Source organism: Pseudomonas sp. GW821-FHT09H03, assembly GCF_059415945.1.
Genome location: NZ_JBWKOF010000009.1, coordinates 256,211 through 272,272, shown reverse-complemented (window position 1 = coordinate 272,272; position 16,062 = coordinate 256,211). Strand labels below are relative to the sequence as shown.

Genomic DNA, 16,062 nt, shown 5'->3' with positions numbered 1-16,062 from the left:
ATTGTTTACCAAGGAGTTTTCCGTTTCGACTGCGCCGGAAGTGGGGCGAATTATAGGCTTCCAGAATCTGCCGTCAACCACTAATTACGCTTTTTTGGCAGAAGTGCCCTTTTTGCTCATCAGGCGTGGAATTCGCTTGGTCACAGGCGGTATTCGCAATGCGATCAGCAACGCACCTATAACTGCATAAATCGCCCACTCCTTCAGATCAGCCCGCACAATCCAGAGCATATGCAGCAACCCCAGGCCCAGAACCACATAAACCAGGCGATGCAGCTTCTTCCAGCGAGACCCCAAACGGCGCTGACTGTATCGATTGGACGTCACCGCCAACGCCAACAAACAGAGAAACCCCAGAACTCCGACAATAATGTAAGGGCGCTTGCGCAATTCGACACCCAACTGCGACCAGTCAAAACCGAGGATAAACGCCATATAGGCGCTCAAGTGCATGACCACATAGGCAAAACACCATAACCCCAGCTGCCGGCGGACAGAGATCCACCCTGCCCAACCCGTGAGTTTCTGCAGTGGCGTCATGCTCAATGTAATGAGAAGAAGGACAAGCGTCCCCAACCCCAACCGGTCAACCAATACCTTGCCCGGATCAGGCCCAAGCACATCGTCCCAAGCCTGATACAACCAAAGCAACGGCCAGACCAGTGCAGCAACGAATACCCCCATACGCCAAAGCGGATATCGCATCAGTAGTTCTTCCGCAGATCGAGCCCTGTATATAGAGAGGCGACTTCCTCGGCATAGCCATTGAACATCTGCGTGTCTCGCACATTTGGCTTGAACAGCCCACTGGGCAGACGTCGCTCACGGGCCTGGGTCCAGCGCGGATGGTCAACCGCAGGGTTCACATTCGCATAAAAACCGTATTCATCCGCGGCGATACTTTGCCAGGTGGTTTTCGGCTGTTCGCTGACCAGGCTGATTCGCACAATGGACTTGATACTCTTGAAGCCGTACTTCCATGGCACCACCAAACGCAGCGGCGCGCCGTTCTGATTAGGCAACTCCCGCCCGTACATCCCCACCGCCAGAATCGCCAGCGGATTCATCGCCTCATCCAGGCGCAGCCCTTCTACGTAAGGCCAGTCGATCAGGGCAAACCCGGACCGCTGCCCCGGCATGCTCTTGGGGTCCTGCAGGGTTTCGAAACGAATGAACCGGGCTTTTGAGGTTGGTTCGACTTCCTTGAGCAACGCCGAGATGGGGAAACCTATCCATGGAATAACCATCGACCAGGCCTCCACGCAGCGCAGACGATAAATCCGCTCCTCCAACTGATAGGGTTTCATGAAGTCTTCAAGTGCATAGCGCCCAGGCTTGCCAACCTCCCCATCCACTACCACTGTCCATGGCTGCGTCTTCAGCGCTCCGGCGTTCGCCGCCGGGTCACCTTTGTCGGCGCCGAACTCATAAAAGTTGTTGTAGTGGGTAGCATCTTTGAATGGCGTGATCGCCTCGTCCTTGACGTTGACCGCCCCCCACCTGGTTGCTGGAAGTTTTTCGGTGAACCAGGAAGGCGCGTTACCAGGTTCGACGTCTGCATAACGGACTGCTTCATCTGCACCGGCCCAGCGCGGCAAACCGCTTGCTGCCAGACCGGCAACGGCTGCACCTAATAGATGGCGACGAGAAAGATAGAAGGATTCAGGCGTGACGTCCGACTCATGGCAGTCGGACGCTTTGGGGACTTTGATCAGCATGGCTACTCCGCAGTTTTGGAGAACAGATGCACCAATAGACTGCGGAGTATGAGGGAAATTACAGGTTTTTGTGCCGGCGCAGACGTAACAGGTATTGAACCGGGCCTGAGGCAGCGTAGGCGAGAAACACCAGCAACAGGATGCGTGGCGGATCGCTGAACACCACCGCGAATACCAGCACCACGGCAAGTATGGCCACGAACGGCACGCGACCTTTCAGATCCAGCTCCTTGAAGCTGTTGTACTTGATGTTGCTGACCATCAGCATGCCGGCCGCAGCTACCATCAGCGCCACGAGGAAGGACATTTTAGAGCCCTGGATGCCGTAATCACTGAACGCCCAGACAATGCCCGCCACCACACCGGCAGCTGCCGGGCTGGCAAGGCCGATGAAGTAGCGCTTGTCCGCGGTACCGACCTGAGTGTTGAAACGCGCCAGACGCAATGCCGCGCCAGCCACATAAATGAAGGCGACCATCCAGCCGACCTTGCCCATGTCGCCCAGGGCCCAACCGAACGCCAGCAATGCCGGCGCCACACCAAAGGCAACCATGTCCGACAGCGAGTCGTACTCGGCACCGAAGGCACTCTGGGTATTGGTCATGCGTGCAACGCGACCATCGAGGCCGTCGAGCACCATTGCCACGAAAATAGCGATGGCGGCGAATGCAAAATACTTGCTCGCATTGACCGAGTCACCGGCGCTCAGGGCTGCCTGTGCACTCATCGAGTTGATGATGGAGTAAAACCCTGCGAACAGGTTCGCAGTGGTGAACAGATTCGGCAGAAGATAGATACCACGATGCCGGACTTTACGACCTTCAGCGTCGTGCCCTTCCTCGATATGCTCATCGACGGGCAGGAGGCTTTCGGCGTCAGAAGCCTGGTTTGGCTCTTCGGGACGTTCGCTCATGGACATTACCTTGCAACGGGGTGGAAAGTTTGGACTGGTGTCTGGGGACGACGGTTCGACCGCAAACGATGCAGCTTTATACCAGAAGCGCCCCGCAAACGAAAAAACGCGGCCTTAGCCGCGTTCTTCGTACAAGGGCGTGACTTAGTTTTTGGCTTTGTCGACGATCTTGTTGGCACCGATCCACGGCATCATGGAGCGCAGTTGCTCGCCGATGACTTCGATACCGTGAGCGGCGTTGTTACGACGCTTGGCGGTCATCGAAGGATAGCCGGTGGCGCCTTCGCTGATGAACATCTTGGCGTACTCGCCGTCCTGAATACGTTTCAGGGCGTTGCGCATGGCCTGACGGGATTCGGCGTTGATCACTTCCGGGCCGGTCACGTACTCGCCGTATTCGGCGTTGTTGGAGATCGAGTAGTTCATGTTGGCGATACCGCCTTCGTACATGAGGTCAACGATCAACTTCAGTTCGTGCAGGCATTCGAAGTAGGCCATTTCTGGCGCGTAGCCAGCTTCAACCAGGGTTTCGAAACCGGCTTTGACCAGTTCAACGGTACCGCCGCACAGAACGGCTTGCTCGCCGAACAGGTCGGTTTCGGTCTCGTCCTTGAAGGTGGTTTCGATGATACCGGTACGACCACCGCCAACGCCGGCGGCGTAGGACAGTGCAACGTTTTTGGCGTTGCCCGAGGCGTCCTGGTAGATAGCGATCAGGTCAGGGATACCGCCGCCCTTCACGAATTCGGAACGTACGGTGTGGCCTGGAGCTTTCGGCGCGATCATGATCACGTCGAGGTCAGCGCGCGGCACAACCTGGTTGTAGTGAATCGCGAAACCGTGGGAGAAGGCCAGGGTAGCGCCCTTCTTGATGTTTGGCTCGATTTCGTTCTTGTACAGGGAAGACTGGAACTCGTCCGGGGTCAGAATCATGACCAGGTCGGCAGCCGCTACAGCGGAAGCAACGTCAGTCACTTTCAGGCCATGGGCTTCAGCCTTGGCAACGGTGGCCGAGCCTTTACGCAGGCCAACAGTCACGTCAACGCCGGAGTCTTTCAGGTTGCACGCTTGAGCGTGACCTTGGGAACCGTAGCCGATGATGGCAACTTTCTTGCCCTGGATGATCGACAGGTCGCAGTCTTTATCGTAGAAAACTTTCATGAATTTCCCCTATATCAGGCCGTTCAGGCCATTCGCTAATTTGGTTTAGATGCTGAGTACTTTGTCGCCGCGAGCAATCCCGGTCACGCCACTACGGACGGTTTCCAGTATCGAGGCAGTGCCGATGGACTGAAGGAAGCTGTCGAGCTTGTCGCTGGTACCGGTCAGTTGAACGGTATACACGCTGGCGCTGACATCGACGATCTGTCCACGATAAATATCGGTGGTGCGCTTGATCTCGGCGCGCTGGGCGCCGGTGGCCTTGACCTTGACCAGCATCAGCTCGCGCTCGATGTGAGCACTCTCCGACAGGTCGACCAGTTTTACCACTTCGATCAGTTTGTTCAGGTTCTTGGTGATCTGCTCGATCACTTCATCGTGGCCGACAGTGGTCAGCGTCAGACGCGACAGGGTCGGGTCTTCGGTAGGGGCCACGGTCAGGCTTTCGATGTTGTAGTTGCGCTGCGAGAACAGACCAACCACACGGGACAGAGCACCGGGTTCGTTTTCCAGAAGCAAGGAAATAATGTGCCGCATGATTAGGTACGCTCCGTCTTGCTCAGCCACATATCGCGCATGGAGCCGTCTTTGATCTGCATCGGATAGACGTGCTCGCTGGTGTCGACCGAAATATCGATCACGACCAGGCGATCCTTCATGGCGAACGCCTCTTCCATCTTCGACTTCAAGTCCTTGGACTCGGTGATGCGTACGCCGACGTGGCCGTAGGCCTCTGCCAGCTTGACGAAGTCAGGCAACGATTCCATGTAGGAATGCGAGTGACGGCTGCCGTAGCTCATATCCTGCCACTGGCGAACCATACCCAGCACACCGTTGTTGAGGATGACGATTTTTACCGGCAAACCGTATTGCAGACAGGTCGACAGCTCCTGGATGTTCATCTGGATGCTGCCTTCGCCCGTAACACAGGCGACGTCGGCCTCCGGAAAGCTCAACGCAATACCCATGGCCGCCGGCAAACCGAAGCCCATGGTGCCCAGCCCCCCGGAGTTGATCCAGCGGTTCGGTTTGTTGAAACGGTAGTACTGCGCCGCGAACATCTGGTGCTGGCCCACATCGGAAGTTACAAAGGCGTCGCCCTTGGTCACTTCGCACAGGGTTTCGATGACCGTTTGTGGCTTGATCTTGCTGCCGTCGCCCTTGTCATAAGGGAACAGGCCACGATCACCGCGCCACTCGTCGACCTGCTTCCACCAGCTGGCAACGGACTCCTTGTTCGGGGTCTCGCCGATTTCCTTGAGGATCGCGACCATCTCGGTCAGGACGCTCTCAACCGGACCAACGATAGGCACATCGGCCTTGATGGTCTTGGAGATCGAAGCCGGGTCGATGTCGATGTGGATGATCTTGGCGTTCGGACAGAACTTGGCCGGACCGTTGATCACGCGATCGTCAAAGCGCGCGCCGACTGCAAGGATCACATCGGCATGGTGCATCGCCAGGTTGGCGGTGTAGCTGCCGTGCATGCCGAGCATGCCGATGAACTGACGGTCGGTGCCAGGGTAGGCACCCAGCCCCATCAGGGTATTGGTCACTGGCAGGTTAAGCATTTTCGCCAGTTCGGTCAGTGGTGCGGAACCACCGCCGAGGATCACGCCGCCGCCCGCGTACAACACAGGACGCTTGGCCGCCAGGAGCATTTCTGCCGCCTTGCGGATCTGGCCGGAGTGACCGCGTACAGCCGGGCTGTAGGAGCGCAGCTTGGCTTTTTTCGGGAAGATGTATTCGAACTTCTCGGCCGGGTTGGTCATGTCTTTCGGGATATCGACAACGACTGGGCCCGGACGACCGGATTGCGCCAGGTAGAAAGCCTTCTTCATGACTTCAGGGATTTCCGACGCGTGCTTGATCATGAAGCTGTGCTTCACGATCGGCCGGGAAATACCGATCATGTCGGTTTCCTGGAATGCATCTGTGCCGACCATGGTGCTTGGCACCTGACCGGAGATGACCACCATTGGAATCGAGTCCATATAGGCAGTGGCGATACCGGTAATGGCGTTTGTGGCGCCTGGACCGGATGTCACCAATACCACGCCGGCTTTACCGGTGGCACGGGCATAGCCGTCAGCCATATGGGTAGCCGCTTGCTCGTGACGAACCAGGATGTGGGTCACTTCCGGTTCTTTGAACAGGGCATCGTAAACATGAAGAAGAGCACCACCCGGGTACCCGTAGATATATTTGACGCCTTCGTCGCGCAAAAAGCGGACGAGCATCTCACCGCCAGATAAAAGCTCCACGTTGCTCACCTCTAAAACGCCAGAATACCGCCCACGAAAAATGGAACGGGTCTTAATAGGTTTACTTCCCAGCAGAGCATGAGCGACGGTGGTCGCCGACTACGTCAGCACTGACTGAGCAAGTATTGGGATCGTCCCAAGTGTTGCGGGCCTTTCCCACCCAGCGCGAGGTAACGCGTTGCGGGTGTAACAGGTCGGCGCGGGTGTGCGCCTCATGATCTGCCGAGTGGGCCTGCTTCTGGCAGTCCCTCTACAGCGGACTTTGGATTCTTCTGTTTCGTCCCCTGCAAGTCAAGTCGTCTATGTGCTTTATTCTGCTAAACATATGAGAACGCAAGAAAAAACCCGTAAAGCCCAGCGGTCTTAGCTTCAATTGCGCAAGTTTTGGCAGAAAATTGGCACGCGAACGCACTTCTGCATCACAGACTTGGCGGTCGCTACCTGACCGCCAGCCCACAACCCTAGGGACTATCTGACTTTTACGGTTTCAGCGGGCGGCGCTGATCAATTGATCGAACTCTTTGAGCAACACCTGAAGTTGGCGATCCCTGCCCTGCACATTGCGCGAAGCAAAGACCATTTCCGCCATTTCCTGAATGCCCGAAGCGTTGGGCAGCGGCAAGTCCTGTTCGAGGATCGCCTTCATGCGCGGCAGGAAGATCCATTGCAGCCACTGCTCGAACTCCAGGGTGTCGACCGAGAACGGCTCGACACTCGATAGCGCTTGGGCCGATGGAGGGACTTCATCCCACCAGCCTTGCACCCGCAGTTCACGCTCGATCAACAGCAGTTGGTCGGCTATCCGGGGAAAGCGCGCATCCATCACAGTGAAACCTTGGCTTTCTGCCGAGCCTGTGCAGCGCCCGCAGAGTCACCCTGTTTTTCCCGTGCCTGGGCGATCAGATCCCACAGGCTGGCCTGGAGTGCCGGCCGACCGTTGGCCAGGGTCAGGCCGCGCTGGGCAAACTGCTCTGCCTGCGCCGCATCGCCCTGGGCCATCCGCACCTGCGCAAGCTTGTACAGAACCTGTGGCTCGCGAGGTGCAACACGCTGGGCGCGCTCGAGGCTGGAGGAGGCACCGTTGAGGTCACCGCTGGCCTGTTGCTGCTGCGCCGTGGTCAACAGCGCCAACACCGGGCCATCCAGTTGCTCGTCCGCAGACAGGCCGCCGGAACTGGCCGACGGAATCCCGCTTGGCGTCGACGGCATGCTGTAACTGCCCTGGTTGATCGGTGCCGACTGCCCCGAAGTCGTATCAATCGGCCCTGGCGTGATCGGGCCGGAACTGACCGGCCCCGGGGTAATCGGGGTCGTGCTGATCGGGGTCGAGGTCATGGCGCCCGCCCCCGGAACCATTACGACGACTCCGCTATCACCCTGCGGAATTTCTTGAACCTGAGCTTGCGCAGGCCGCTTGACCGTCGTTTGCCGGAAGCCGCCGTTCGCCGAAATCCGCTCGCTGTTGGAAACGGCAGTGCCGGCGTCCACAACCGGAATCGAGCCACGTTGTACGGTGGAGCAACCGCTGAGCAAAGCTACGGCGACAACCGCTGGAATCAACCACTTGTTCACTTGAAACCCTCTTTGCTTAATTCATCCAGCCTTTGACCCAATCCATCACCGATTCGCCCGATGCCGGGCCTTCGCCAGCGCAAGCGGCACCGGGAGGCGGTTCGCTGCCGCGAATATACGGCATCTGCACAGCACCTGGGCAGCCGGCGTCAGAACCCTGCCCGGTACGCGAATCGACCCAAGCCTGGACGATGTTATCCGGTTGCGGCATGTCCAGCGGCAGCGGATCGGCCTTGCGCATGAAACTGGCCCAGACCTGCAACGCACCGGTCGCACCGGTGAATGGCGTCTTGCCGTTGTCATCACGACCCAGCCAGACCACCGCCAGCAAATCCTGGCTGAAGCCCGCAAACCAGCTGTCCCGCGAATCATTACTGGTGCCGGTCTTGCCCGCCAGGGTCAAGGTTTTCGGTAACACGTTGTAAACCGAGCTGCCGGTACCCTCACGCATGACACGCTGCATGGCGCTCTGGATCAGGTAGATGGACGCTGGATCAAAACGCTGCTGAATCTGGAACGGATAACGCTTGAGCGGCTCGCCTTCTGCCGTCAGTACGCTGCGAATCCCGCGCATCGGTGTGTTGAAGCCACCGTTGGCAAGCGTCTGGTACATGGTCGCGACTTCGATCGGGGTCATGCCACCGGCGCCGAGCAACATCGACGGGAATGCCGGGAACTCACGGCTCACACCCAGACGCGCCAGGGTCTTGAGAACATTCGGAACGCCCACCGCCAGACCCAGACGCGCGGTCGACAGATTGTAGGAATGCGCCAGCCCTTGATAAAGGAAGACTGTGCCGTGAGAGCGGCGATCGTAGTTCTGCGGTTTCCAGACCTGACCGTCCGCCCCTTTGACCGAGAAGGATTCGTCCGACAACCAACTGGTCAAGGTGTACTGGCTGGGCTTCTCGAGTGCGGTCAGGTATACCGCCGGCTTGATCAGCGAGCCGATGGGGCGTACCGCGTCCAGCGCGCGGTTGAACCCGGCAAAGCTGGCCTGACGACTGCCGATCATGGCCTGAACTTCACCGGTTTCCGGATTGGTCACGACCATCGCCGCTTCGACGTCTTCAGAGCCCTTGCGCCCCGCCAGGCGTTTAAAGGTGTCGTTGACCGAAGCTTCGGCCTTCATCTGCAGGATCGGGTCGAAGCTGGTGAAGATGCGCAGGCCTTCTTCGGTCAAGTCTTCGTCGCGATAGTCTTCGCGCAGCTGACGCTTGACCAGATCGAGGAAGCCCGGGAATGAGCTGTCGGCAAGACTGCCGCGCTTGGTCACGCCCAGCGGCATCTTCTTCGCCGCCTCGACTTGCTCAGCCGTAGCCACGCCCTGCTCCTGCAACACATCGAGCACCAGGTTGCGCCGCTCGAGGGCACGCTCCGGATAGCGCCGCGGGTTATAGGAAGATGGCCCCTTGACCATCCCCACCAGCAGAGCCACTTGATGCAGCTTGAGTTCAGCCAACGGCTGACTGAAGAAGAACTGGCTGGCCAGGCCGAAACCGTGCACCGCACGCTGACCGTCCTGACCGACGAACACTTCATTGAGGTACGCCTCAAGGATTTCGCGTTTGTCGTAATGCAACTCAAGCAGCAGCGCCATCATGGCTTCGGTGAGCTTTCGGCTCAGGCTGCGCTCATTGGTCAGGTAGAAGTTTTTCACCAGCTGCTGAGTCAGGGTACTGCCGCCCTGGCGCATACGGCCCGACGAGCCATTGACCCAGATCGCCCGGGCAATCGACTTCGGCGAAACACCAAAATGATGATAGAAATCCCGATCCTCGACAGCCACCAGGGTTTCGAGCAAATACGGTGGCACCTGATCGATCTTGATCAGAATCCGGTCTTCGAGGTTTTTCGGATACAGACCGCCGATCAGCAGCGGCTCCAGGCGCACAACCGACAGTTTCGAGCCGCTGGTCGCCGACAGTTCGGCGACGTAGTCACCGGAGAACCGCACCCGCACCGGCTGCGCCTGCTCCATGCCTTCATAGAACTGGAAGCCGCGGGTATTAAGGTCGACGGTATTGCCATTGACTGCAGCGGCGCCCGGGCCGTTGGCCACACTTTCACGGCGATAGCCCAAGGCATCCAGCTCGGTCAGGAAATCGTCCTTGCTCAGTTTCTGCCCGACGAACAGTTCCAGCGGGCGCGCATACACCTTGGCCGGAATGGTCCAGCGCTTGCCGGAGAACTTCTCCTGGACGATCGCGTCGAGGTACACGGCGAATCCGGCCAGCACGACAAGGCCGACCAGACTGAGTTTAATGGCCCAGCCTAACCAGGGGCTCAGGCCTCTGGAGGGTGGTTTTTTGGGGGTGCGGGGAGTTCGAGTACGAGTCATGGCGGCGGATTATACGCACTTTATGGCTAGTCAACAGGAGCGCTCCGAGGTTTGCGTCGAGCGGACTTGCGGCCATAATGGCGACCTCGAATTTCCCAGACTCTGAAGGATCGCCCGTGAGCCAGTCCCTGATCGCTGCCCTGCAAAACCCTGCCCTCTACCCGCACCCTGTAGATGGGTTCCAGGTCATCGAGACCCATATTTCCTGGGTCCTGCTCACCGGCCCTTTTGCCTATAAAGTGAAGAAGCCGGTCAACTTCGGCTTCCTCGACTTCACCAGCCTCCAGGCTCGGGAAAAATTCTGCGGTGAAGAGCTGCGCCTGAACCAGCGCCTGACCGACGATTTGTATCTGGAAGTTATGCCGGTCACCGGCAGTGCCGAAGCGCCGCAACTGGGCGGTGACGGCCCGGTTATCGAATATGTGCTGAAAATGCGCCAGTTCCCGCAGACCGGATTGCTCAGCACCCTGCAAGCCAATGGCGAATTGACCCCTGCGCACATCGACGAGATGGCCGAGCAGATCGCCCGCTTCCACCTCAGCGCCCCGAAAGTTCCGGCCGAGCACGAGGCCGGCACCCCGGACAGCGTGATGGCACCGGTGCGCCAGAACTTCGAACAGATTCGCCCGTTCCTCAGTGACAAGGCCGATTTGCTGCAACTCGATGCCCTGCAGGCCTGGGCCGAGAGCAGCTTCGAACGCCTCAAGCCACTGTTCGCCCAGCGTAAGGCCGATGGTTTCATCCGCGAGTGCCACGGCGACATCCACCTCGGCAACGCGACCGTGATCGACGGCAAGGTTGTGATCTTCGACTGCATCGAATTCAACGAACCGTTCCGCTTTACCGACGTCTATGCCGACACCGGCTTCCTGGCAATGGACCTGGAAGACCGCGGCCTGAAATGCCTGGCACGGCGCTTCATCAGCCAGTACCTGGAGCTGACCGGCGACTACCAGGGCCTCGAACTGCTGAATTTCTACAAGGCTTACCGCGCGCTGGTCCGCGCCAAGGTCGCGCTGTTCAGCATGCCGGCGGACGCCACCGCCGTGCAGCGCGCAACCACCCTGCGTCAGTACCGCAACTACGCCAACCTGGCGGAAAGCTACAGCACCATACCTTCGCGCTTCATGGCCATTACCCACGGTGTTTCCGCCGTCGGCAAAAGCCACGTGGCCATGCGCCTGGTGGAAGCCTTGGGCGCCATTCGCCTGCGCTCCGATGTCGAGCGTAAACGCATGTTTGGCGAACAAACCGTAGCCAACGATCTGCAGGCCGGCATCTATAGTGCCGACGCCAGTGTCGCCACCTATACCCGCCTGCATGAAATTGCCGATGTCATTCTGCGGGCAGGTTTCCCGGTGGTGATCGACGCTACCTACCTCAAGCAGGATCAACGCGTGCTCGCGGCAAAAGTTGCCGAAGCCACAGGCGCGCCGTTCCTGATCCTCGACTGCAACGCACCGCAGGCAGTCATCGAAAGCTGGCTGGCCTTGCGCCAGTCCGATAAAAAAGACCCTTCGGATGCCACCCTGGCGGTTATCGCTGCCCAACAAGCCAGCCGCGAAGCACTGACGCCAGCAGAAATCCTCTGCAGCAAACGCGTTCAGACCAATGAAAGCGGGACTCTGGATACCGTTGTCGCGCAAATCCGTCAACGCCTTCCAGGCTTGTAAAACTATTTCGGTCGTGAAGCCCTCGCTGGCTTCACGGCCGCCAAATAGTGGCACTATACTGGCGTCATAAAACCATCAGGTGATGCGACATGAGCCAGCCCAAACTTCTCGACACCCCGCTTTATGCGCTGCTGCACAAAGACGACATCAGCGGCTTCAATAGCGAGCGCCCGCTCAATGAGTCTATCGATATGGTGGGAGGGGACTTCCGTGGGCTGGATCTGCGGGAATTGAATGCCGATGGCGTAGACTTTTCGGACGCCTACTTCCGCTCTGCCGACTTGCGTGGCATCGACTTTCGCAAAGCCAGACTGGAAGGTGCCAGCCTGGCCCATGCGCAAATTTCCGGAACCTACTTTCCGCCGGAACTGAGTGCCGACGAGATCCTGATGTCGATGAATTTCGGCACACGACTGCGTTACCGCACACGCTGAAACAGTCCGCAAACTGGACAGTCCGGCGCCTTTTCTGCGCGCCGGACCATGAGTTTTCTTCTCTCACGAACGCCGTTTCCAGGCGCTGGTTCCGGCCACGTTCGCGCCTCATCGAGCTCTCTCCAAAATTCCCTCCTTAGAAGCGTTTGCGTCGAAAACGACCAAACGATAACGCTTTTCCTACTGATGGCTACACTCCTCAATACTGCCCTCGCGCACTATTCGGCCATCGCAAGGAGGCTCGATGAATGATGAACTGCAACACCTGAAGAATCTTGGCAAGACGTCGGCGCAATGGCTGCATGCCGTGGGCATTCATAGCGCCTCGGACTTGCGTCGCCTGGGAGCGGTGGACGCTTACCGGGCCGTGCGCACGCGCGGTTTTCGCGCGTCAAAGGTGTTGCTGTATGCAATTGAAGGCGCCCTCATGGACGTACACTGGAACGATATTCCTGCCGAACGCAAGGAAGCCCTGAACAAGCAGCTCGAGGCCATTTCGTCACGCCACAAGAATTGAGCCAACTCCAAGGCAATGATTACGACATTCGAGGCGTCGAAAACGACCAAATGAAAGAAACAGAAAAACAGCGGTTGACATGGTAATGAGAATCGATATGATTATCACAACTGGTCGCGAGACTGGTCGATTTTCTGAATTGCCCTTGGTTCGGACTCTCAGATTATCTCCTCATCAGGCTAATCACGGTTATTTGACCCGGCTCTTGCCGGGTCTTTTTTTGCCTGTGGAAAATGTGGGATTGCCCCAGGATAAAGGCCATTTGATAATCTCAGGTTTTCCACCGCCACTACCGGACAGGCTGGCGGGACAGAGGATAGACATGAAGTTGCTTTGTGCAGGTGCCGAGCTGGCTGACGACAGCAGTCGCGGTTTCGAAGTCGAAGGACAGAAACTGTTTGCAGTGCGCCGGGAAGGACAGGTTTATGTCTACGTCAACCGCTGCCCCCACCGTGGCGTTGCGCTGGAATGGCATCCGGACCGGTTTCTCGACGACAGCCAGAGCCTGATCCAGTGCGCCACCCATGGCGCCCTGTTCCTGATCGAGGACGGCGAATGTATCGCCGGCCCATGTGCCGGGCAATCTCTGGCCAGCATCCCCTGCCGCGAAGACGAACAGGGGATCTGGGTCAGCCTCTAGCCACCCAGCAACACGTCAAGACGCCGTTCTACCACCATTTCTTCGTGGCTCAAGCGCACACCGTAAGCCAACACTTCGACTCCGCAAGCCACTGCCTCGCGCAACGCCTGCGCGTAGGCCGCATCGATTTCTTGCGCAGGGCGCACGGCATCGACTCCGGTCAGGCATACACAATACAGCTGAACTGCACGAATACCGTCTCGGGCCAGGTGTGCCAACTCGCGCAGATGCTTGGCCCCGCGCTGAGTCACCGCATCAGGAAAGGCCGCCACCGTCGTGCCATCAAAACCCAGGGTGACGCTTTTGACTTCGACATAGGCCGGGCCACCAGGATAGTCGAGTCGAAAATCGATGCGGCTGCTTTCCTGACCGTATGCCACTTCACGCTTGAGCCCGGTAAAACCATTGAGTTCGGTGATGACACCGGCCCGCAGAGCTTCTTCGATCAAGCCGTTGGCGCGCGTGGTGTTCACACAAAACAGCCGCCCTTGAGGGGTTTCACCGATCTCCCAAGTGCCCGGCAACTTGCGTTTAGGATCGTTGGAGCGACTGAACCAGACCTGACCGCCCTCGACCTGGCAATTGAGCATCGAGCCGGTGTTTGGACAGTGAATGGTCAGCAACTCGCCGCTAACAGTCTCGATATCGGCGAGAAAACGCTTGTAACGACGAATTAGTCGGCCTTCTTCGAGTGCAGGATGAAAACGCATCAGCCTTGCCAGCTCCGCAAACCGCGAGCGATGCGCTCCACCGCTTCCTGCAAACGCTCAAGGTTCTGCGTGTAGGCGAATCGCACATGATGGCCGGCCTGATAGCGGCCGAAATCCAGCCCCGGGGTGAACGCCACGTGCTCTGTTTCGAGGAAATGTTTGCAGAACGCGAAGGCATCACCGCCGAACTGGCTGATATCAGCGTACAAGTAGAACGCCCCTTCAGGCTCGACGGCAATGCGAAAACCCAATTCACGCAAGGCTGGCAGCAGGAAATCCCGACGCCTTCCGAACTCGGCGCGACGCTCTTCGAGAATGCTGATGGTCCCGGGCTCGAAACAGGCCAGGGCCGCGTACTGGGCCATGCTTGGCGCACTGATATACAGATTCTGCGCTAGCTTCTCCAGCTCACCGACGGCAGCATCGGGTGCAACCAGCCAGCCGAGACGCCAACCCGTCATGCCGAAATATTTCGAAAAACTATTAAGCACGAAAGCGCTGTCATCGACTTCCAGCACGCTGGCTGCATCGGTGCCGTAAGTCAGGCCGTGATAAATCTCATCCACCACAAGATGGCCGTGTCGCTGCTTGATTGCAGTAGACAGCCCCGCCAACTCGTCGCGGGTCAGGATGGTGCCGGTCGGGTTGGCAGGCGACGCCACCAATGCACCGACGCTGTCGTGATCCCAATGCCGCTCGACCAGGCCAGGGGTCAGTTGGTAGCGCACCTCCGGGCCCACTGGAACAAGCTGCGCGGCGCCTTCCACCAGGCGCAGGAAGTGCCGGTTACAAGGGTAACCCGGATCCGCCAGCAGCCAGTGCTTGCCCGGATCCACCAGCAAGGCGCTGGCCAACAGGAGGGCGCCTGATCCGCCAGGCGTGATCAGGATGCGTCGTGGATCGATATTCAACCCGTAGCGCTGCTGATAGAAACCGGAAATGGCCTCTCGCAGCTCGGGAATGCCGCGGGCTGCGGTGTAACGAGTTTTCCCCGCCGTCAAAGCCGCCTGCCCCGCCTGAATGATCGGCTCGGCAGTGGTGAAATCCGGCTCGCCGATTTCCAGGTGGATCACATCGTGGCCGGCCGCCTGCAATTCGTTGGCCCGCGCCAGCAGCGCCATGACGTGGAAAGGTTCGATTGCGCGACTGCGGGCACTGTAGGACTGAGCCATTGGCCTTCCTTCAACGGGAAAAAGAACGATTCTACCCAAGCACAGGAACGAGCGAGAACTTAAAGCGGTCAGAGCCCTTATAACCGCGGGCGCAAACGACTCTGACGGGCGCCCCAGGTTTGACTAAAATCAATTATTGAGCAGGGCTCCAGAGCCACCAGACAACGCTTTGTCATCATTTGCAAGCACCTTGGGCCACGCGCTTGACATCAGGGAGTGGCGCGGTCCGATTTGATCTGGTAAGTTCGCCCGCTTGCAGCCGCAGGGCCGGCAGGTGTCGGTAGAGCAGTCCTGCGCAGATGGATTACAAGAGTAGAGGCGGTCCATTTCATGCCCACCCAAGCAAAGCAGCAGCATCAGCCGACAATCAGCGGCTTCGAACCCTACAAAGAAGTAGCGGGCGAGGAATACATGGGCAAGCCCATGCGCGCGCACTTCACCAAGGTCCTGAACAAGTGGAAGCAGGACTTGATGCAGGAAGTCGACCGTACCGTTGACCACATGAAGGACGAAGCGGCCAACTTCCCGGATCCGGCAGACCGTGCCAGCCAGGAAGAAGAGTTCGCCCTCGAACTGAGAGCCCGCGATCGTGAGCGCAAGTTGATCAAGAAGATCGACAAAACGCTGCAACTGATCGAAGACGAAGAGTATGGCTGGTGCGAATCCTGCGGCGTCGAGATCGGCGTCAAGCGTCTGGAAGCCCGCCCTACCGCCGACATGTGCGTCGACTGCAAGACCCTTGCGGAAATCAAGGAAAAACAAGTCGGCAAGTAATAGCGGCTTGAACCAGGAACGGAGCGTTTTGACGCTCCGTTTTTGTTTCTGACATTTGCTTCGGCAAGAAACCTGTGGGAGCGGGCTTGCTCGCGAATGAGGAGTATCAGTCGACATACATGTTGCTGACACACCCTCTTCGCGAGCAGCCCGCTCCACAGGTGGTTCGTGCC

At 58.4% G+C, this 16,062-nt stretch carries 16 protein-coding genes; 5 read left to right on the top strand and 11 right to left on the bottom strand.

Features of this window, described 5'->3' with window-relative positions; translation table 11 throughout:
* Positions 1-84: 84 nt before the first annotated feature.
* The 9 genes from msrQ to mrcB form a co-directional block, all read right to left on the bottom strand.
* Complete coding sequence (msrQ, locus tag AC07OG_RS15630) at positions 85-705, bottom strand: protein-methionine-sulfoxide reductase heme-binding subunit MsrQ (RefSeq protein WP_495067423.1); 621 nt, start codon at positions 703-705, stop codon at positions 85-87.
* A complete protein-coding gene (gene msrP, locus AC07OG_RS15625; RefSeq protein WP_495067422.1) occupies positions 705-1,718 on the bottom strand; it encodes a protein-methionine-sulfoxide reductase catalytic subunit MsrP in 1,014 nt (337 codons plus the stop codon). Before msrP ends, msrQ begins: the two co-directional genes overlap by 1 nt.
* Positions 1,719-1,776: 58 nt before the next feature.
* A complete protein-coding gene (pssA, locus tag AC07OG_RS15620; protein ID WP_060543389.1) occupies positions 1,777-2,631 on the bottom strand; it encodes a CDP-diacylglycerol--serine O-phosphatidyltransferase in 855 nt (284 codons plus the stop codon).
* Positions 2,632-2,775: 144 nt separating this feature from the next.
* On the bottom strand, positions 2,776-3,792 hold the full coding sequence (gene ilvC, locus AC07OG_RS15615; RefSeq protein ID WP_007909969.1) for a ketol-acid reductoisomerase: 1,017 nt from the start codon (positions 3,790-3,792) through the stop codon (positions 2,776-2,778).
* 45 nt (positions 3,793-3,837) lie between these two features.
* The gene (ilvN, locus tag AC07OG_RS15610; RefSeq protein ID WP_060543388.1) at positions 3,838-4,329 is read right to left on the bottom strand and encodes an acetolactate synthase small subunit; all 492 of its coding nucleotides are present in this window, start codon (positions 4,327-4,329) and stop codon (positions 3,838-3,840) included.
* 2 nt (positions 4,330-4,331) lie between these two features.
* A complete protein-coding gene (locus AC07OG_RS15605; RefSeq protein WP_060543405.1) occupies positions 4,332-6,056 on the bottom strand; it encodes an acetolactate synthase 3 large subunit in 1,725 nt (574 codons plus the stop codon).
* Positions 6,057-6,543: 487 nt separating this feature from the next.
* Complete coding sequence (locus AC07OG_RS15600; protein ID WP_495067421.1) at positions 6,544-6,879, bottom strand: YqcC family protein; 336 nt, start codon at positions 6,877-6,879, stop codon at positions 6,544-6,546.
* Complete coding sequence (locus AC07OG_RS15595; RefSeq protein WP_495067420.1) at positions 6,879-7,628, bottom strand: tetratricopeptide repeat protein; 750 nt, start codon at positions 7,626-7,628, stop codon at positions 6,879-6,881. Before AC07OG_RS15595 ends, AC07OG_RS15600 begins: the two co-directional genes overlap by 1 nt.
* Before the next feature lie 16 nt (positions 7,629-7,644).
* Positions 7,645-9,969, bottom strand: coding sequence for a penicillin-binding protein 1B (mrcB, locus tag AC07OG_RS15590; RefSeq protein ID WP_495067419.1), 2,325 nt, complete (start codon positions 9,967-9,969; stop codon positions 7,645-7,647).
* 116 nt (positions 9,970-10,085) lie between these two features.
* Between mrcB and AC07OG_RS15585 the strand changes: the two genes are divergently transcribed.
* The 4 genes from AC07OG_RS15585 (at position 10,086) to AC07OG_RS15570 (ending at position 13,233) form a co-directional block, all read left to right on the top strand.
* A complete protein-coding gene (locus AC07OG_RS15585; protein ID WP_060543384.1) occupies positions 10,086-11,642 on the top strand; it encodes a bifunctional aminoglycoside phosphotransferase/ATP-binding protein in 1,557 nt (518 codons plus the stop codon).
* 89 nt (positions 11,643-11,731) lie between these two features.
* Positions 11,732-12,076: a pentapeptide repeat-containing protein gene (locus AC07OG_RS15580; protein ID WP_060543383.1), complete on the top strand. Its 345-nt coding sequence runs from the start codon at positions 11,732-11,734 to the stop codon at positions 12,074-12,076.
* A 244-nt stretch (positions 12,077-12,320) separates the two neighbouring features.
* Complete coding sequence (locus tag AC07OG_RS15575; protein ID WP_007971093.1) at positions 12,321-12,593, top strand: TfoX/Sxy family protein; 273 nt, start codon at positions 12,321-12,323, stop codon at positions 12,591-12,593.
* Positions 12,594-12,915: 322 nt separating this feature from the next.
* Entirely contained in the window at positions 12,916-13,233 is a 318-nt protein-coding gene (locus AC07OG_RS15570; protein WP_495067418.1) for a Rieske (2Fe-2S) protein, read from the top strand.
* Here the strand turns inward: AC07OG_RS15570 and sfsA are convergent.
* Positions 13,230-13,943, bottom strand: coding sequence for a DNA/RNA nuclease SfsA (gene sfsA / locus AC07OG_RS15565; protein ID WP_495067417.1), 714 nt, complete (start codon positions 13,941-13,943; stop codon positions 13,230-13,232). The genes AC07OG_RS15570 and sfsA overlap by 4 nt on opposite strands.
* Positions 13,943-15,115: a pyridoxal phosphate-dependent aminotransferase gene (locus tag AC07OG_RS15560; RefSeq protein WP_495067416.1), complete on the bottom strand. Its 1,173-nt coding sequence runs from the start codon at positions 15,113-15,115 to the stop codon at positions 13,943-13,945. Before AC07OG_RS15560 ends, sfsA begins: the two co-directional genes overlap by 1 nt.
* Positions 15,116-15,445: 330 nt before the next feature.
* Here AC07OG_RS15560 and dksA point away from each other — a divergent pair, with 330 nt between their 5' ends.
* The gene (gene dksA / locus AC07OG_RS15555; RefSeq protein ID WP_060543379.1) at positions 15,446-15,889 is read left to right on the top strand and encodes an RNA polymerase-binding protein DksA; all 444 of its coding nucleotides are present in this window, start codon (positions 15,446-15,448) and stop codon (positions 15,887-15,889) included.
* Positions 15,890-16,062 lie beyond the last annotated feature (173 nt).